Here is an 18,040-nt window from a genome sequence, read left to right on the forward strand (position 1 = left end):
GCTCAGTCCCGGGGCGCGGAGGGTCTGCCGGAGCCGCTGCCGGAGCGGCGGGCGAGGCGGGGTGCACGAGGCGCGCGGACGGCGTCGAGCACCAGGAGCACCACCGCGACCCACACGAGCCCGAAGCCTGCCCAGCGCTCGGGCGGCATCTGCTCGTGGAACAGCGCCACGGCCAGGATGAACTGGCCGATGGGTGCCACGTACTGGATCATCCCCACGGTGCTCAGGGGCAGCCGGGAGGCGGCGGCGCCGAACAGGAGCAGGGGGACGGCGGTGATCACGCCCGCCGCGAGCAGGAGCAGGAAGTGCCCCGCGCCCTCGGTGACCAGGGTGAGCCGGTGCTGAGAACCCAGCACGGCCACGGCGGCGAGCGCCAGGGGAGCGATCATGGTGGTCTCCCCGCTCAGGGTCACCAGGGCGGAGTAGCGGGAGCCCAGTCGGGACTTCACGAGCCCGTAGAACCCGAAGGTGAACGCGAGCCCCAGGGACAGCCAGGGCACCGCGCCGTAGAACACGGACATCACCAGCACGGAGGCCGCGCCCACGGCGATGGCGGCCCACTGCATCCGGCGCAGCTTCTCGTGCAGCACGAGCACGCCCAGCAGGATGGCCACGAGGGGGTTGATGAAGTACCCCAGGGACGCCTCGAGCGTGTGCCCGGTGGTCGCGGCCACGGTGTAGAGCAGCCAGTTCCCCGCGATCAGCACTCCCGCCGCGCCCAGGGCCAGCACGGCCTGGCGGTCACGGAAGAGCCGGAGGTAGTCCCGCAGCCCGCCGGTCACCGCGAGCAGCAGCAGGCAGAAGAGCAGCGAGAAGAGGATGCGCATGGCCACGATCTCGTACGGGGTGGCCGGGGCCAGCAGCACGAAGTAGAGGGGCAGCAGCCCCCACAGGGCGTAGGCGCCGAAGCCGTAGCCGACTCCGGCCCGGGCCCGAGCGTGGTGGTCGGGGTCCGGGCCGGTGGTCGCGGTGTCGGTCATCGCAGCATCCTATCCCCGGGCGGACGTGCCGTGACGGCCGGGGACGGGATGGTGGGCCTACAGGTCGAAGAAGCGGCTGAGGAACCCGCGCTTCTTCTTGCCCTTGCGCTCGGCCTGCTCGTTGGTCTCGACCTCCTGGCCGTCCACCACGGCGGGGGCGGTGAGGTCGTCGTCCGCGGCACCCGGGCCGGCCACGGTCTCGCGCTCCACGAGCTCCTCGTGCTCCTCCCGCAGGGGGCGCTCCTCGCGGGCCGTGCGCTCCCGGACGTCCTCGCGGACCGGGGTCTCCTCGCGGGTCACCGTGCGCTCCTCGAACTCCTCCACCACGGTCTCGCGCTCGGCCACCTCAGGTGCGCCCGGCTGGGACGCGGCGAAGTCCGGATCGGGAACGCGGGACATGGCGGTGGTGTCGGGGTGCGGCGAAGCCTGCGGCCCGGCGGTGGCCGCATCCTCGCGGGAGCCGGGCAGCACGGTGGTCTCCACGCGTCCCGGCTCGGCGGGCGCGCGCGTGGGCTCCTGGTCGAAGGGCAGGTCCGCGTCCCGGACCTGGCTCGCGGGAACGGCCACGTCCCCCTCGGGCTGCTCGGGCTCGGGCGCCTCGATGTCCTCGGGAGCCAGCTCGCTGGGCAGCGGCTCCTCGCGGGAGTCCACCGGCGCGGGCGACGCCGCGGCGTCGGCCTCCGCGCGCTCGCGCCGCTTGCGATCGGCGGCCTCGGCGCGCTGCTGCTCCCCGAGCTGCTCGGCGCGGGTCACCGCCGCGCGCCGGTCCTCGAGGAGGGCCTCGCGGTGAGTCTGCGCCTGGCGCTCCAGCTCGCGCAGCTCGGCCTCGCCCACGGTGGGCTCGGCGGGCTCCACGCCCGTGATCTGGTGCTCGTCGAACCAGAAGCGCTGGGCGCCGTCGTGGACGGTGACCACGCAGGTGGCGTCCGTGTCCCACTGCACGTGGGCGCCGCGCAGCCGGGCGTAGCTGGCCACGGCGGCGTTGTGGTCCACGGCCGTGCCGGTGGTCAGGGACTCGCCGATGACCTGCATCATCCGCTGCTCGGTGAGGCGGGGCAGGTCGAACTGGGGGCCGTCCAGCAGCAGCCACGCGGTGATGTTGCCCCCGGCGCGGGCGGGGTAGTGGGCGTAGAGACCCGTGGCGGCCTTGGCGGCCAGCGTGAGGCGGCGGGCCAGCCCGTCCTGCAGGGGCAGCTCGTCCGTGGTCAGCTCCGCCACGCCCTGACGCTCTCCGGCCTGCCTGGTCTGCACCGCCGCGGAGACCACCCGGGGGTCGAAGTGGCCGAGCTCCTGCCAGGACCACACGAAGGACCCGCGCGCGGCGGACTCCGTGCCCAGCAGGTACGGGGTCAGGGTGACCGGGGGAGTGGTTTGCAGGGTGAACGACGGCGCGGAGAAGTCCACGTCCCATTCCGCGCCCTGGGACAGTTCCGCCAGCACTGCCTGGTATTCGGTGGAGATGAAGATCGACGCGTCGATCAGCTCCTGCAAGGTTTTCGTCATGGCCCCAGGCTAACAACTGGTGCGGACTCCCACACGGTGCGCACTGCCCCGCGGCCCGGGCACCCGCGCGGGACGCGGCGGCGGGTCCGGGGGGAGGGAGCGCGGCGTTGGCTAGGCTGGTCCCGCGCGCGGACCCGGCACGTCCGGAAGCCACCGCGCGGCCTCCTGACGAGCTGACCCGGCACGGACGGGTCGAAGGGACAGTGACACCACATGAGTTCTGCACCCCAGCCCACCGCGGCGGATCCCACCCCCGGCGAACGCGACCTCGTGGCACGGGTGGGTGAGTGGGTCATGTCCGTGCTGCGCACCGAGCCGGGGTGGGACTCCATGCTCGTGGAGTTCAAGCCCCAGGGTGGCCGCGTGCACCTGCGCGTGGTCGAGAACCGCAGCGGCAGCGTGATCCCCGGCGCGGCCGGGCCCGTGAAGACCGACAGCCCGGTGCTGGAGACCCTCGCGCAGCTGCAGCGCACCTGCCACGTCCCCGGCCGGGGCAGCTGGTTCTCGGTGGCGGTGACCATCGTGGCCGAGAACTGGCCCGAGCCCACCCTGCGCACGAGCGCCTCCTACGCCTTCGACGAGATGCCGCACGCCTACGCCCAGGAGGGTTCGTACACCGCGCAGGACGTCCTGGCGCAGCTGCGCGAGTTCCCCCGGACCCAGGAGCGCACACCCCTGTGGGCTGTGGAGCTCGCGAGCAGCGCGGGCATCGAGCTGCCGTACGCCGCGCCCTCCGAGGACCCGGAGCACGGGGACGTGCACCCGCGGCTGCGGGCCGCCGCCCAGGCGTGCTCCACGGATGACGGCCAGCGTGCCCTGGCCGGGGCGCTGCGCGAGGCCCTCGCGGGCACGGTGCTGCTGGACATCTCCGGCTCGGACATGGTTCCCGGCCCGGACGGCCAGCCCGTGGGCCCCGACTCCCAGCTGCGGGTGCAGACGGTCTCCCAGCCGGACGGGCGCCGCGCCCTGGCGGTCTACACGGCCGCGGAGCAGGCGCAGGCGATGCTCTCCCGCAGCTCCACCGGGTCGCAGCGGGAGAAGCCCGCGCTGCTGCGCCAGCGTGCCGCCGCCGTGATGGCCATGGTGGCGCAGGACGCCCAGTACGACGAGGTGGTGGTGGATCCCGCCGCCGAGCACGCCCTGCGCATCCCCCGGGAGCAGATCGAGTGGGTGGCCCGCTCCCCGCAGAACGAGCCGTTGAAGCAGGCCCTGCTGGACGACAACATGGCCAACGTCCTGGGTGCCCTGTTCAACCCGGACGGGCACCTGCTGCTCGGCACGCGGGACCAGGACGACAGCGCCCTGCCGGTCATGGTCCAGCCCGAGCGGAAGGGCGAGACCCCCGACACGCTGCTGGTGTTCACCTCCGCGGCGGAGGTGGCCGCGCTGGACCCCACCCTCACCGTGCGCTCGGCACCCTCGCGGCAGGTGCTGCAGTTCGCGCTGGACGGCGGTGCCGCGGCCATCTGCCTCAACGCCATGGCGCCGGTGGCCACGCTGCCCACCGAGCAGCTGCGGGAGATGCTCCAGCTCATCACCCAGCGCGAGCAGCAGGCACCCGCGCAGCAGGCCGACGACGCCGCCGGGCGGGACCGGGGGCAGGGTACCTCCGGGCAGTGAGACAGGCCCCGTCCCCGCCAGAGCGGGAACGGGGCCTGGTACCGGGCGGGCGCCAGGGGCGCCCGCTCAGTGGCGGGGATCAGATGCCGTAGGCGTCCGATCCGGCGTTGCGGGCCTCGGCCTCGCGGACGCGCCGACCCAGCTCGGGATCCACCTTCTCCCAGTACTGGAAGGCCGCCTCCTTGATGGTGGCGTCGGTGACGTCCCCGATGTGACCGGCGATGTTCTCCACGGTCTCGGCCTTCTCCTCGTCGTTGAAGACCTCGCGGTAGAGCGTGCCGGCCTGGCCGAAGTCGTCGTCCTCGGAGTGCAGGGTGGCCGCGGTGCGCAGCAGCTCGCCGTCGGACTCCCAGCGCATCTCGTCAGCGGCGGCCGGACCGACACCGGCGATGGGCCCGCCCTTGGTGTTGGGCGCGTACACCGGCTGGTTCGGGTGCTTGAACGTGTACCGCATGGGGCCGTCCTGCGAGTACGAGTTCTGCTCGGAGCGGTAAGGGAAGTTCACGGGCAGGTCCGCGAAGTTCGCGCCGATGCGGTGCCGGTGCGTGTCCGGGTAGGAGAACACACGGGTCATCAGCATCTTGTCCGGGGAGATCTCCACACCGGGCACGGTGTTGCTGGGGGAGAACGCCGCCTGCTCGATCTGCGCGAAGTAGTTCAGCGGGTTCTGGTTCAGTGTGAACTTGCCCACCTTGATGCGGGGGTAGTCCTTCTTGGAGATCGTCTTGGTGACGTCGAAGGGGTTGAACCGGTAGGTCTTGGCGTCCTCGTACGGCATGACCTGCACGTACATGGTCCAGGACGGGAAGTCGCCCTTCTCGATGGAGTCGAACAGGTCGCGGCGGTGCGCGTCGGCGTCCTTGCCCGCGATCTCCTCGGCCTCGGGGCCCGTGAGGCCCTCGGTGCCCTGGTCGGAGACGAAGTGGTACTTCACCCAGAAGCGCTCGCCGGCCTCGTTGCTCCACTGGTAGGTGTGGGAGCCGTAGCCGTTCATGTGGCGGTAGGTCTTGGGGATGCCGCGGGGGCCCATGAGGTAGGTCACCTGGTGGGCGGACTCCGGGGACTGGGTCCAGAAGTCCCACTGCATGGTGTTGTCGCGCATGCCGGAACCGGGCAGCCGCTTCTGCGAGTGGATGAAGTCCGGGAACTTGATGCCGTCGCGGACGAAGAACACGGGGGTGTTGTTGCCCACGATGTCCAGGTTGCCCTCGGTGGTGTAGAACTTCAGGGCGAAGCCGCGGGGGTCGCGCCAGGTGTCCGGGGAGCCCTGCTCGCCGGCCACGGTGGAGAAGCGCGCCAGCATGGGGGTCTTGGTGCCCGGCTGGAACACGGCGGCCTTGGTGTACTGGGAGACGTCCTCGGTGATCTCGAGCTCGCCGAAGGCGCCGGCGCCCTTGGCGTGGACCACGCGCTCGGGCACGCGCTCGCGGTCGAAGGCCGCCAGCTTCTCCACGACGTAGGAGTCGTGGAGGACGATGGGCCCGTCCGCGCCCACGCTCAGGGAGTGGGCGTCCGCGTTCGTGGGAACGGGCAGGCCCTCCTGGTCGGTGGTGAACGAACCGGTCTTGCGCAGTCCGTGCTCGTGGGGAGTGGTGTCAGACATGGTTCCTCCTGGGTGATGGATGGGATCCGACGAAGAAGTTGACGTTACTGGACCGTGGCGCTCTGCTCCGCGGTGTCCTGCTGGCACCGCGGGCAGATGCCCCGGAACACCACCTCCGCGGACAGCAGCTGGAAGCCGTGGTCCTCGGAGGGCACAAGACACGGGGCGTGTCCCACCGTGCAGGGAACGTCCTCCACCACACCGCAGCGGATGCAGTACGCGTGGTGGTGGTTGTCCCCGGTGCGGATCTCGTACCGCGCCGGTGACCCGGGCGGTTCGAACTTGGAGACCATGCCGATGGCCGCGAGGTCCGCGAGCACCACGTACACCGACTGGACGGACATGTTGGGCAGGACCGAACGGACCTGACGCACCGTGTCCTCGGCGGTGGCGTGGGGAACGGACTCCACGGCGTCGAGCACCGCCAGGCGTTGCCTGGTGACCCTGCGCCCGTGCGAGCGCAGGTGCGAGCTCCACTCGTCCCGCGAGGGGTGCGGCGCGGGCTCCACGGTGGTCTCCATGGCTCACACCCTAGCCTTATTCTGAGTCATTCACAATAGTTAGTGTGACCTAACTCGCTGTCGGACCGGCCGTGGCGCCTCCCGCCATGCCGTGCGCCACGGCCGCGCGGGCATCGGTCAGGCTGCCGAGGCCCCATCCGTGGGCTGCACGAAACGCCCCCGGGAGCGGTCGGAGAACTTCCGAAAAAAGTTTTTCGATTTTCGCGTCACGATCCGTGGGCCCGCGCGTCTACACAGTGAATCGCGTGCGGGCTGCACAAGATTCCGGACGGTCCGATCGCTCTGGGGCCGCCGAGCCGCCGCCACGGCCAGTACGGGGACACATCACGTGGCGGCGGCGGGCTAGAGCGGCTCCGCGCCGGGTGGGCTGCCCGGTGAGGGGGGAGGAGCGCGGTACTAGGAGACGGGGACGGGATCGGCGGGGGGCCGGTCTCGTCCCCGACCGCACCGGCTGCCACGCGTGCCGACCGCAATGCGAGGTCGCCGACTGCCGCCCTCCGCCTGCGACTGCCACAATGGGGAGAACGCACTTCACCCCACACCTCTCGAGAGAGTGTCATGCCAGACAGCCCACGCTCCGGATCCCACGGGTTCGCGGACCACGACGAGCTCCCCGCCAGCGACGAGCACCTGCTCACCGCCGTGCGCGAGGGGGACACTTCCGCCTTCGGAGAGCTCTTCGAGCGCCACCGTGGAGCGGCCCTGGCCGTGGCCCGGATGCACTCCCGCAACGAGGCCGACGCCCAGGACCTGGTCTCCGAGGCCTTCACCCGTGTGCTCGGGCTGCTGCGCGAGGGCCGCGGCCCGCGCGAGTTCCTGCGCGCCTACCTGGTCACGGCCGTCTCCCGCCTCGCCGCGGACCGCGCCAACGACCTCAGCCGCACCCGCCCGGAGGACCCCCAGCCGGAGGGGCCCCTGGACCGCGTGGAGTTCTTCGACGACATCGTGGTGCGCCAGGTGGACTCCGCCGTGGTGGCACGGGCGTTCGCCTCCCTGCCCGAGCGGTGGCAGGAGGTCCTCTGGTACCTCGAGGTCGAGGGCCGCCGACCGCGCCAGGTGGCGTCCGTGGTGGGGTCCCAGCCCAACGCCGTATCCGCTCTGGGCAAGCGCGCCCGGGAGGGGCTGCGCGCCGCGTACATGCAGGAGCACGTCTCCGCCCAGGCGCTCGAGGACTGCCACAGGTACTCGTCCCAGCTGGGCGCGTTCGCCCGCGGCTCCCTCACTCCCTCGCGCACCGCGGTGGTGCAGGAGCACCTGGACGGGTGCCGCCGCTGCACCGCCGAGTACCTCCAGCTGCAGGACCTGGGGCTGGGCATGCGCGGCTGGATCCTGCCGGTCCTCGCGGGCCTGCCCCTGTGGTCCGGTGCGGGCGGCCGCCTCTCCGAGATCCTGGCGGGTTTGCCCCTCTGGGGTGCGGGCACGGCCACGGCCACCGCCGTCTCCGCGGGCACGCACGCCGTCGCGCACGACGCCGCCGGGCCCGTCCCCGGGAGTGCCGCACCCCATGCTGCGGCTCCAATGGGTGAGCCCGCGCCCGGGACGGGTGCAGGGGCCGCGTCCGCGGGACCGGGATCCTCCGGCGGGGCCACCACGCTCGCGGGCACCGCCACGGGCTGGGCCGTGGCCGGAGCCGCGCTGCTGGTGGCCGCGGCCGCCGCGGTGGGCATCGTGGCCGTGGCCCAGGGGGAGGATGAGGCCCGCCCCGCCGTGGCGAGCTCCCCCGAGGCCACCTCGAGCACCGGCGCGTCCGGCACCGCGGCGACCGGGGCGAGCAGCCCCGCCGCTGCGAGGACCGGGGACGCCGCACCACGGCCTGGCAGCACCGCTGCGGCCAGCGACCACGCCGCTCCCGCGGACTCCACCCGGCCCTCCGGCGAGCGTGGTGGCGCTGCGGGGGGATCCGCCGCACCCGAGGCCCCGGCGGCGAGTGCGGCGCAGGGTGGCACCCGGCAGAAAACGGGTGGCGGGTCCGGGAGCGACGGAGCGTCGTCGGGCGCCAGTGCTCCCCAGAGCCCCCGCAATGATGGGGCGGGAACCCCGTTCCTGCCGGGGACGCAGCATCCAGGGGCCGTGCCGTCCACGCCCTCGCCGCAGCCGAGCCTGCCGGTCACGGTTCCTCCCGCGACGTCCCCGAGCGCGCAGGTGGTGCCGCCCACCGCACAGCCGTCCGCCGAGGTCCCCACCGCAGCGCCCTCTGCCGCAGTGCCCACCACGGCCGCTCCGACTGTCGCTCCGGACCCCGGGATCCGGCCCGAACCCAGCCCGTCGGACGTCATCTGCGTGGTGACCGGGGGCTCCATCGGCCTTCCATGGTGCCCGCTCTTCCCATAGCCGACGATCCCCGCGCACCCGCGCCACCCCGCCACAGAACCGGCCCGCGGTCCCCGCCGCGGATCGCACCCAGCACCCGGGAGCCCACGGGCCACCCGCCGACCCCGAGGAGACACCTGCATGCACCGGCACTACAACGGACTGAAGACCGCACTGCTGCTGGGCGGGATGTGGGTGGTGCTGCTGGGCATCGGGTGGGTGATCGCGGGCGCCACCCGCAGCTCGGTGTTCATCGTGCTGTTCGCGGTGGTGGGGCTGTTCACCACGGCGTACAGCTACTGGAACTCGGACAAGATCGCCATCCGCTCCATGCGCGCGGTCCCCGTGACACCGCAGCAGGCCCCGGCCATGTACCGGATCGTCCACGAGCTCTCCCAGGCCGCGGGTCAGCCCATGCCGCGCCTGTTCATCGCGCCCACCATGAGCCCCAACGCCTTCGCCACCGGGCGCAACCCCGAGCACGCCGCGGTGTGCTGCACCGAGGGCATCCTGCAGCTGCTGGACGAGCGGGAGCTGCGCGGCGTGCTGGGCCACGAGCTGATGCACGTCTACAACCGGGACATCCTCACCTCGTCCGTGGCCGCCGCCGTGGCGGGCGTGATCACCTCCGCCGCGCAGATGCTCCAGTTCGCGGCGATCTTCGGCGGAGCCGGCGGCCGTGGGGACGACAACCGCGGCGGAAACGCCCTGGTGGGTCTGCTCATGGCGTTCCTCGCGCCGCTGGCCGCCACCGTCATCCAGCTCGCCATATCCCGCACCCGCGAGTACGACGCCGACGAGGACGGCTCACGGCTCACCGGCGACCCCCTGGCACTCGCCTCGGCGCTGCGCAAGATCGAGGGCGGGGCCGCGCAGCGACCCATGGACCCGGAGGACCAGCGGGTGGTCAACACCTCCCACCTGATGATCGCGAACCCCTTCCGCGGCGGGGCCGTCACCGGTCTCTTCCGCACCCACCCGGCCACGCAGGACCGGATCGCGCGGCTCGAGAACATGGCCCGCGCCGGGGGAGGCCGCCCGTCCTAGCGGTAGTTCACGAACTGGAGGTCCACCTCCAGGTCCGAGCCCTTCAGCAGGGCGATGACGTCCTGCAGGTCGTCGCGGGACTTGGAGGACACGCGCAGCTCGTCTCCCTGGATGGTGGCCTTCACGGCCTTGGGGCCCTCGTCCCGGATGAGCTTGGTGATCTTCTTGGCCTGGTCCTGGGCAATGCCCTCCTTGACGGAGGCCTCGATGCGGTACTCCTTGCCGGAGGGGTACGGGTCACCGGCGTCCAGGGACTTCAGGGAGATCCCGCGCTTGACCAGCTTGGACTGGAACACGTCCAGCACGGCCTCGGCGCGCTCCTGCGAGTTGGCCTTGATCAGGATCTTCTCTCCCGAGAAGTCGATCTCCGCCCCCACGCCGCGGAAGTCGTAGCGCTGGGCCACTTCCTTCTGCGCCTGGTTCAGGGCGTTGGAGACCTCCTGCTTGTCCACCTTGCTGACCACGTCGAACGATGATTCTGCTGCCACTGTCTGCTCCTCGGCTGGTGGGGTGCGGTCGGGGGAGCGCGGGGTGCCGTGGGCTCACGCGTCCCAGAACTGCCTGGTGCGGTCAGCGAGCAGACGTCCCTGCGCGAGACCGGCTTCGAACGAGGGTAGCCGACGCGCCGGATCGAGCGGGTTGGCCCCGAACGCCGCGCGGCTCGCGGCGTCCGCGGTGACGTGCAGCGCCGAGCCGCTCTCCTCGATCAGGCGCAGCGACTGCTCCAGGGTGGGCCCGAAGGGACTCGTGGGTGGCTCCGGGTTGCACGAGACCACGAGCACCCGGTCGTGGCCCGCCGCGAGGTCCGCGTTCGTGGCCGAGCGCATTCCGCCGTCCATGTAGGCGCGGCCGTCGACGTGCACCGGGGGGAACACGGCGGGCACCGTGCAGCTCGCGGCCACCGCCCGCTCCAGGGGCACGCCGCTGCGGGCGTCGAAGACCGCGAGGCCGCCGGTGGCGGTGTCCACGGCGGTGACGGCCACGCGGCCCTCGGGCCACTGCTGCGGCAGCTGGGCCGCGATCTGGGCCATCCACTCCTCCTCCGAGGGTGCTACGGCGGCGACCAGCGCCCGCTTCCCGATCGCCGCGCGCCCCGCCTCGGGGCTCGTCGCCTCCCGGGCGGCCTCGGCCATCAGCTCCATGAACCGCTCGGCGGAGAACTCCGGCATTGCCGACGCCGCCCGGCCGGGGGAGGGGGCCTCCTGCGCCAGCTGCCCGCGCAGGGTGGTCTCGTCCATCCGGCCGGCCCGCAGGTTCACCGCGACCACCGATCCCGCGGAGGTGCCGACCACGAGTTCCGCGGCGCCCAGGTCCACCCCCGCCTCCAGGAGTGCGCTGAGAAGTCCGCTCTCCCAGGCGATGCCTGCTGATCCGCCGCCCCCGAGAACGATGGCGCGGGTGCTGCTCGTGGTGTCCACCATGGTGGTCCGTCTCCTTCGTCGCAGCCAGCGGGCCCCGCCCGGCGGGTGGGGGAACGGCTGCAGGTCGTGGCTGGTCCACCGTTCATGATCAGCCTGCTGATCACCGTGGGTCAACAGCGGCAGGCGCGCCGCGGGGTGGGTGGCCCCCGCCTCTCCCGTGGCGGCACCCGGGGTGCTCGCGGGTGATTTGGGACGCCCGCGCTCCGCCGTGTACTGTTGAGGTGCTTCACCGCGTTGCACATTTGCGCGGGCGGGCGTCTCGGCAGGTTACCCGAGCGGCCAAAGGGGGCTGACTGTAAATCAGCTGGCACTGCCTACGGGGGTTCGAATCCCTCACCTGCCACCGAGAAGAATGCCGCGGGCATTCACCAGGGGCTTTCCGGACCACACGGTTCGGAAGGCCCCTTTTTCACGTCACGGTTTCTCGCCCGGCGTCTTCCGGCCGTGCACTCCTGCCCGCCGCCCGGGGTGGGGGGGCGTTCCTTGTGCCACCAGTGAACTGTCTGGAACCGGGCGGGACCAGGGCCCTAGTGTCGGGGACATGGCTACCGTTGACATCACCCAGGACACCCTGGGACAGACCATTTCCGACAACGACATCGTCCTGCTGGACTGGTGGGCGGAGTGGTGCGGACCCTGCAAGCAGTTCGCGCCCACCTACGAGGCCGCCTCGGAGAAGAACCCGGAGATCGTGTTCGGCAAGGTGGACACCGAGTCCGAGCAGGGCCTCGCCGCGGCCGCGCAGATCTCCTCCATCCCCACGCTCATGGCGTTCCGCGAGGGCATCCTGGTGTTCTCCCAGCCCGGTGCCCTGCCGGCCTCCTCGCTGGAGCAGGTCATCGACGCGGTGAAGAACCTGAACATGGACGAGGTCCGCGCCGAGGTGGAGAAGCAGGCCGCCGAGGCCGAGTCCGCCGCCGCGCCGGAGGCCCCGCAGAACTGACAGGACTCTCCGCGCACCGCGGCCCTGGGCGGCCACGGAGCCACGGAGACCACGAGGGCGGCTCCCCGGGAAGGGGAGCCGCCCTCGTGCACTGCCGCGGCGTCGTCGTGGGGGGGGTCTGCCGGGGAGGAACCGGGCCCACCGCGGCTCAGGCCGCCGAGACCCCCAGCAGCGAGCCGATCAGGAACGTGGCGCCCAGGGCGATCGCGCCCCCGAGCACCACGCGCACGGTGGCGCGCCCCACGCGGGGGGTGCCGCCCAGGCGTGCGCCCAGGGTTCCCGTGAGGGCCAGCGCCAGGAGCACGGCCGCGAAGGTCACCGGGATCCGCCAGTGCGGGGGCGGCAGGAGGATGGCGAGCAGCGGCAGCAGGGACCCCACGAAGAAGGCCAGGGCGGAGGAGACGGCGGCGGCCCACGGGCTGGCGATGTCGTCCGGGTCGATGCCCAGCTCGGCGTCCAGGTGGGCGCGCAGCACGTCCTTCTCCGTGAGCTCCAGGGCCACCTGGCGCGCGGTGGCCTCGCTCAGCCCGCGCTCGCGGTAGAGCTCCGCGAGCTCGTCCAGCTCCGCCTGGGGCATCTCCCGCAGCTCCCGCTTCTCCTTCTCGATGAGGGCCTCCTCGGAGTCCCGCTGGCTGGACACGGACACGTACTCGCCCATGGCCATGGACAGGGCCCCGCCGATCACGGCGGCCGTGCCCGCCACCAGGACGGGCCCGGTGGCGGTGGTGGCCCCGGCCACGCCCACCACGGTGGCGGCCACGGACACGATGCCGTCGTTCGCGCCGAGGACGCCCGCGCGCAGTCTGTTGAGCCGGTTCCCGGTCCTCTCGATGTGGGGTTCCGGAAGAGTGTGCTGAGTCATGCGAGGAGTGTGCGCCCTCGTTCGGCGGTTCCGCCACGTAGGACAGGCACACCTGAACGGAGCTGACCCGGGCTGCGTCGCGTCAGTGGTGGCGGTGGTCCTGGGGGCTCAGCCGGGGGCCGAACGCCGGTTTGCGGTGGCCGCTGGCCTTCAGCAGGCGCACCACCCGCTGCCGGTGCCCGCGCCACGGTTCGAGCAGCTCCAGCATCCGCTCGTCGGAGCCCGGGGCGCCGTCGAAGAACCAGCAGACGTAGTCCGCGAGGTGGTAGTCGTAGACGCTCACCCCGTCCGGGTCCCCGTGGGTGCACTGGGTGACCTCCGCCGCCGTCCACGGGCCGATGCCGGGGATGGACTGCAGTGCCGTGCGCACCCGTGCGGGGTCCGGTTCGAGGACCAGGCGCTCCAGCGCGGGGGCCCGCTGCACGGCGCGCATCACGGTGGCCGAGCGTGCCGGGTCCACGCCCGCGCGGTGCCACTGCCAGGACGGCACCCTCCGCCACTGCGCCGCGGTGGGAGCCACGCGCATCCCGGCAGGTGCGGGTCCGGGCGCGGGCTCCCCGTGCCACCGCAGCAGCGCACGGTAGGCACGCACCGCTTCGAGGGCGGTCACCCGCTGCTCCAGGACGGCGACGACGGCCCGGTCCAGCACCGCACCCGTGGCCGGCAGACGCAGCCCGGGGTGGGTGTGCCGGGCCCGGCGGAGGGAGTCCGGCAGGGCCTCGAAGGACGGCGAGGACTCGAACTCCTCCCACGAGTCGCGGGCACCCACCCACCCGGAGGCGGAGGGCAGCCAGGCGTGGGCGCCGGGTCCCCACGCCTCCACCACCACGTCCCGCAGCAGGGGGTTCTCACCCGGGGTTCCCTGCGGCCGGGAGAAGCGGGCGCTCACGGGCAGGCCGCCGCAGCGGGTGGTGATCCAGGCGCAGCTCTCGCCCAGCACCCGCACTGTGGGGTCCTCCGCGCCGCGCCCGAGCACGCGCAGGGTCTGTCCCAGGTGCAGGGGACCGTCCGGGGTCCAGCGGGCGCGGGCGGGGGCGGCGCTCGTTCCGTTCTGGGCGTCCTGGACCCTGTCCCGCGTGGTCATGTCCCGATGCTGGCACGCGGTTCCGACATCTGCTCGGGTGACCGCGGGGCAGCACAGGGGGGGGATGGCCGCGCCACCAGTGCGCCGACTACGAGTCACCGGTGGGGGAAACACCCGGGAAGCGGGAGCTCCGGGGGCGTGCGCCCGCGATATTCTGCCGCGTGGGGCCGGTGGGAGCGGCACGTGCCCGAGCGGCGTCGTCCCCGCGTGCTCCCTGCGCCCGGACGCCCTCCACTGCCCTCCGTGGTGGGTGCACGTGGCCCCGCACGGAGAAGCCCGGAGAGACCCCCCAGCCCCCCCCAAGCCCCTCAGACCCCGGAGGCACGCGCGATGGCCCGCCCCCACCACACCGCCGCAGAACCGCCCGGCGCCGCACTCCCGTCCGGCGCGGCCGCAGTCTCGGACCCGGGCCGCCGGAGCAGGTGGGCGCGGCTGCTCCCGCTGCTGGTCGGCGGCGTGGCGACCCTCCTGTACTGCGCCCTGTCCTGGAGCCAGTGGCTCAGGTGGGACGTGCCCTCGTGGGACAACGCGATCTTCACCCAGCTGCTGTCCTCCTACGCCGCCGGGGACGGCCCCACCGTGGACCTCAAGGGACACGGCTTCAACCTGCTGGGGGACCACTTCCACCCCCTGCTGGTGGTGCTGGCGCCCGTCTACCGGATCTTCCCCTCGGCGCTGACGCCCATGCTCGCGCAGGACGTCCTGTTCGGGATCTCCGCCGCCCTCGTCACGCGCGGCGCTCTGCGGGTGCTGCACCTCGCTCCCGCCGCGGCGCTCGGCGTGGCCTACGCCCTGAGCTTCGGGCTGCAGCAGGCGGTGGCCGTGCAGTTCCACGAGATCGCGCTCGCCGTCCCGCTGCTCGCGGCCGGGCTGTGCGCGCTGCGGGAGCGGCGGTGGGTGGCGGCGGCCCTGTGGAGCGCGCCCGTGGCGCTGGTCAAGGAGGACCTCGGCATCACGGTGGCGGCGATCGGCGCGCTCATGCTCGCCCACGCCGCACGCCCCGCCCTGTCCCGGTGGCTGCCCGCCGCACGACGCCGCTGGGTCGCCCTGGGTGTCCAGCCCTCGCCCTCCCGTGGGGCGGCGCCCCCCGGGGCCGCGGGGAGGCGCCCACCCTGGGAGGTGGCCCGCGCCGCGGAACCGGACCGGGCGGCGTCGTCCGCCAAAGCCCCGCCGTCCCAGGACGGAAGGGCGGGCGGGTGGACCGCCGAGGAGGGGAGATCGGACGGCTGGACCACCGGGCGCAGGCGGTCGCTGGTGTGCGGGCTCGCGCTGGTGGTGTGGGGCGTGGCGGCCACGGTGCTCGCGGTCACCGTGGTGCTGCCCGCCCTGAACCCGGCGGGGACGTTCGCCTACGCCGACAAGCTGGACGTGACCGGGCTGCTGCGGGATCCGGCGAGCGCCGTGATCCTGCAGGTGGTGCCCCCGCAGAAGCTGGTCACGTGGCTGATGCTGCTGCTCGCCGGCGCGGTGGTGGCGGTGCGCTCGCCGCTGGCGCTCGTGGCGGTGCCCACGCTGGCGTGGCGGATGCTCTCCCCGAACGAGGGGTACTGGGGGCCGGGGTGGCACTACAGCGCGGTGCTGATGCCCGTGGTCTTCGTGGCCCTGGTGGACGCCGTCGCCCGGCTGCGCGCGGACGCCGCCCGTGTGTTCCGCCACGAGGAGCGCGGGCAGCGGCCCCGGAGGAACGTCGCGGTGCGGGAGTCCACCGTGCTGTGGGTCCTCTCCACGGCCGCACCGTGGGTCGCACTCACGGTGGCGCTCGCAGTGGGCACCCAGCAGCCGCTGGCCCAGCTGGGCGGGGCCGCCGCGTGGCAGCCGGATCCGCGCGCCCAGGCGAAGACCGCCGCGGTGGCCGAGATCCCGCGGGACGCGAGCGTGGGCACGGACCTGTCCCTCATGAACAGGCTGGTGAGCCGCACGCGGGTGCACTGGATCGGCAACGGCGGGGACCCCGCGCCGCAGTACGTGGTCGTGGACCGCGAGGACGGGACGTGGGGCGGGGCGCCGCCGCAGGACGTCGCCGGCTACGCGCAGCAGGTCTACGGCGAGCAGTACGCCGTGGTCAGTGACGAGCAGAACATCGTGGTGGCCCGCGTCAGACCCGTGGCGGAGCGGCCGGTGCGATAGAGTGGGCAGCGATCATCCCGGTTCCATGTCCTCAGCAACCGTTTCGCCGTCCTCGGCACGTCGGTTTTCGGACTTCGGCGGACACCCCGCTCGCACCGGTGACATCCACTCCACTCCACCGAAGCGAGGTTCTTCCGTGCCCACCGATTCCACTCCCGACCACTCGGACACCGACCACTCCGCCCCGCAGGGTGAGCCCACCGCCGCGCCCGTGACCCACGAGGTCCGCACGGACGGCGACGCCGCCCAGGCACCCGCTCCCGCCGCGGACGGCTCCTCCGAGCCCACCCCTCCCACCTTCGCCGAGCTCGGCGTGGACGCCCGCGTGCTCGCGGCGCTGGACGAGGTGGGCTACGAGTACCCCTCACCCATCCAGGCCGCCACCATCCCCGCGCTGCTCAGCGGTCGGGACGTGGTGGGCCTCGCCCAGACCGGAACCGGGAAGACCGCGGCGTTCGCGGTCCCGGCCCTGTCCAAGCTCGCGGAGCTCTCGGACCTGCACGGCCCGCAGCGCACCACCCGCGTGCTCGTGATGGCCCCCACCCGTGAGCTCGCCCTGCAGGTGGCCGAGGCCTTCGGCTCCTATGCCACCCACCTGGAGGACTTCACCGTCCTGCCCGTGTACGGCGGCTCCTCCTACGGTCCGCAGCTGGCGGGGCTCAAGCGCGGCGCGCAGGTGGTCGTGGGCACGCCCGGCCGTGTGATCGACCACCTCAAGAAGGGCTCCCTGCAGCTCGAGGACATCGCGTACGTGGTGCTGGACGAGGCGGACGAGATGCTGCGCATGGGCTTCGCCGAGGACGTGGAGACCATCCTGTCCCAGACGCCCGTGGAGAAGCAGGTGGCCCTGTTCTCCGCGACCATGCCCAAGGCCATCCGCCGGATCGCGCAGCAGTACCTGCGGGACCCCCAGGAGATCACGGTCAAGGCCAAGACCACTACGGGCACCAACACCCGTCAGCGCTACATGCAGGTCACCGGCGCCCACAAGCTGGACGCCATGACCCGGGTGCTCGAGGTCGAGGACTACGACGGCGTCATCGTCTTCGTGCGCACCAAGGCCGCCACCGAGGAGATCGCCGACAAGCTCAAGGCCCGCGGCTACACCGCCGCCGCCATCAACGGCGACATCCCCCAGAACCTGCGCGAGCGCACGGTGGACTCCCTGCGCGAGGGCAAGATCGACATCCTCGTGGCCACGGACGTGGCCGCCCGTGGCCTGGACGTGGAGCGGATCTCCCTGGTGGTCAACTACGACATCCCCCACGACACGGAGTCCTACGTGCACCGCATCGGCCGCACGGGCCGCGCGGGGCGCAAGGGCGAGGCCATCCTCTTCATGACCCCGCGCGAGAAGTACCTGCTGCGGGCCATCGAGAAGGCCACCCGCCAGCCGGTGGAGCAGATGCGCGTGCCGTCCACGGACGAGGTCAACCAGACCCGCAAGGACAACTTCGCGCAGCAGATCACGGAGACCATCGAGTCCGAGGACCTCTCGCTGTTCCGCGAGATGGTGGAGCAGTACGAGTCCGAGCACGACGTGGACGCCGAGGAGATCGCCGCGGCGCTGGCCGTGATCGCCCAGAACGGGCGCCCGTTCTTCGTGGAGGACCTCCCCGAGCCGCCGCAGCGCAAGCAGCGTGACCGGGACCGCGGGGACGGGCCCCGCAACCGCCGCACCCCCGGGGAGGAGGCCGGTATGCGCACCTACAAGCTGGCCGTGGGCCACCGGGACCGCGTGGTCCCCGGTGCCGTGGTGGGCGCCCTCACCCACGAGGGCGGGCTGAACGGCTCGCAGATCGGCGCGATCGACATCCGCCCCACCTTCACCCTGGTGGGCCTGCCGGAGAACCTGCCGGCCGGCACCCTGGACAAGCTGTCCAACACCCAGATCAACGGCGCGCCCATCCGCATCCAGGAGGACCGTGGACCCGGCGGCGGCGGGCCCCGTGGCGGCAACCGCTTCCGCGGCGGCGACCGCGACCGCGGCCCCCGCTCCGACCGTGGACCCCGCGGCGA

At 72.8% G+C, this 18,040-nt stretch carries 14 protein-coding genes and 1 tRNA gene; 7 read left to right on the forward strand and 8 right to left on the reverse strand.

What is annotated here, in order from left to right; all coding sequences use genetic code 11:
- Nucleotides 1-2: 2 nt before the first annotated feature.
- Nucleotides 3-980 (reverse strand): EamA family transporter RarD, encoded by a 978-nt coding sequence (gene rarD, locus Q4A22_RS02380; protein ID WP_303176918.1) that lies wholly within the window; start codon nucleotides 978-980, stop codon nucleotides 3-5.
- 57 nt (nucleotides 981-1,037) lie between these two features.
- Nucleotides 1,038-2,483, reverse strand: coding sequence for a DUF6882 domain-containing protein (locus Q4A22_RS02385; protein WP_303176919.1), 1,446 nt, complete (start codon nucleotides 2,481-2,483; stop codon nucleotides 1,038-1,040).
- A 213-nt stretch (nucleotides 2,484-2,696) separates the two neighbouring features.
- Between Q4A22_RS02385 and Q4A22_RS02390 the strand changes: the two genes are divergently transcribed.
- A complete protein-coding gene (locus Q4A22_RS02390; protein WP_303176920.1) occupies nucleotides 2,697-4,103 on the forward strand; it encodes an SseB family protein in 1,407 nt (468 codons plus the stop codon).
- Between the two features lie 79 nt (nucleotides 4,104-4,182).
- Here the strand turns inward: Q4A22_RS02390 and Q4A22_RS02395 are convergent, their stop codons facing one another.
- Together Q4A22_RS02395 and Q4A22_RS02400 are read right to left on the reverse strand one after the other, a co-directional pair.
- On the reverse strand, nucleotides 4,183-5,706 hold the full coding sequence (locus tag Q4A22_RS02395) for a catalase (RefSeq protein WP_303176921.1): 1,524 nt from the start codon (nucleotides 5,704-5,706) through the stop codon (nucleotides 4,183-4,185).
- 44 nt (nucleotides 5,707-5,750) lie between these two features.
- Complete coding sequence (locus Q4A22_RS02400; RefSeq protein WP_303176922.1) at nucleotides 5,751-6,227, reverse strand: Fur family transcriptional regulator; 477 nt, start codon at nucleotides 6,225-6,227, stop codon at nucleotides 5,751-5,753.
- Nucleotides 6,228-6,785: 558 nt separating this feature from the next.
- On the opposite strand from Q4A22_RS02400, the gene Q4A22_RS02405 reads away from it, so the two are divergent.
- Nucleotides 6,786-8,558 (forward strand): sigma-70 family RNA polymerase sigma factor, encoded by a 1,773-nt coding sequence (locus Q4A22_RS02405; protein ID WP_303176923.1) that lies wholly within the window; start codon nucleotides 6,786-6,788, stop codon nucleotides 8,556-8,558.
- A gap of 120 nt (nucleotides 8,559-8,678) precedes the next feature.
- Nucleotides 8,679-9,584, forward strand: a complete 906-nt coding sequence (gene htpX, locus Q4A22_RS02410) for a zinc metalloprotease HtpX (protein ID WP_303176924.1) — start codon at nucleotides 8,679-8,681, stop codon at nucleotides 9,582-9,584.
- Here htpX and Q4A22_RS02415 read toward each other — a convergent pair.
- Both Q4A22_RS02415 and Q4A22_RS02420 read right to left on the reverse strand, forming a co-directional pair.
- Nucleotides 9,581-10,072, reverse strand: a complete 492-nt coding sequence (locus Q4A22_RS02415) for a YajQ family cyclic di-GMP-binding protein (RefSeq protein ID WP_303176925.1) — start codon at nucleotides 10,070-10,072, stop codon at nucleotides 9,581-9,583. The two genes, htpX and Q4A22_RS02415, sit on opposite strands and share 4 nt — an antisense overlap.
- A 54-nt stretch (nucleotides 10,073-10,126) precedes the next feature.
- Nucleotides 10,127-11,119 carry a patatin-like phospholipase family protein gene (locus Q4A22_RS02420; protein WP_303176926.1) on the reverse strand — a complete coding sequence of 331 codons (993 nt, stop codon included), beginning with the start codon at nucleotides 11,117-11,119 and terminating at the stop codon, nucleotides 10,127-10,129.
- A gap of 147 nt (nucleotides 11,120-11,266) precedes the next feature.
- On the opposite strand from Q4A22_RS02420, the gene Q4A22_RS02425 reads away from it, so the two are divergent.
- Both Q4A22_RS02425 and Q4A22_RS02430 read left to right on the forward strand, forming a co-directional pair.
- Nucleotides 11,267-11,348 (forward strand) — tRNA-Tyr (locus Q4A22_RS02425).
- Between the two features lie 198 nt (nucleotides 11,349-11,546).
- Nucleotides 11,547-11,948, forward strand: coding sequence for a co-chaperone YbbN (locus tag Q4A22_RS02430; RefSeq protein ID WP_303176927.1), 402 nt, complete (start codon nucleotides 11,547-11,549; stop codon nucleotides 11,946-11,948).
- Between the two features lie 148 nt (nucleotides 11,949-12,096).
- Here the strand turns inward: Q4A22_RS02430 and Q4A22_RS02435 are convergent, their stop codons facing one another.
- A complete protein-coding gene (locus Q4A22_RS02435) occupies nucleotides 12,097-12,810 on the reverse strand; it encodes a VIT family protein (RefSeq protein WP_303176928.1) in 714 nt (237 codons plus the stop codon).
- Nucleotides 12,811-12,892: 82 nt separating this feature from the next.
- Nucleotides 12,893-13,894 (reverse strand): DNA-3-methyladenine glycosylase, encoded by a 1,002-nt coding sequence (locus Q4A22_RS02440; protein WP_303176929.1) that lies wholly within the window; start codon nucleotides 13,892-13,894, stop codon nucleotides 12,893-12,895.
- A gap of 456 nt (nucleotides 13,895-14,350) precedes the next feature.
- On the opposite strand from Q4A22_RS02440, the gene Q4A22_RS02445 reads away from it, so the two are divergent.
- Nucleotides 14,351-16,021, forward strand: coding sequence for a DUF2079 domain-containing protein (locus Q4A22_RS02445; RefSeq protein ID WP_303176931.1), 1,671 nt, complete (start codon nucleotides 14,351-14,353; stop codon nucleotides 16,019-16,021).
- A 136-nt stretch (nucleotides 16,022-16,157) separates the two neighbouring features.
- Nucleotides 16,158-18,040 (forward strand): DEAD/DEAH box helicase (locus Q4A22_RS02450; protein ID WP_303176932.1); only part of this gene is annotated, 1,883 nt, incomplete at its 3' end.

The sequence above is a fragment of the Kocuria sp. genome, from assembly GCF_030530945.1.
GTDB lineage: Bacteria > Actinomycetota > Actinomycetes > Actinomycetales > Micrococcaceae > Kocuria.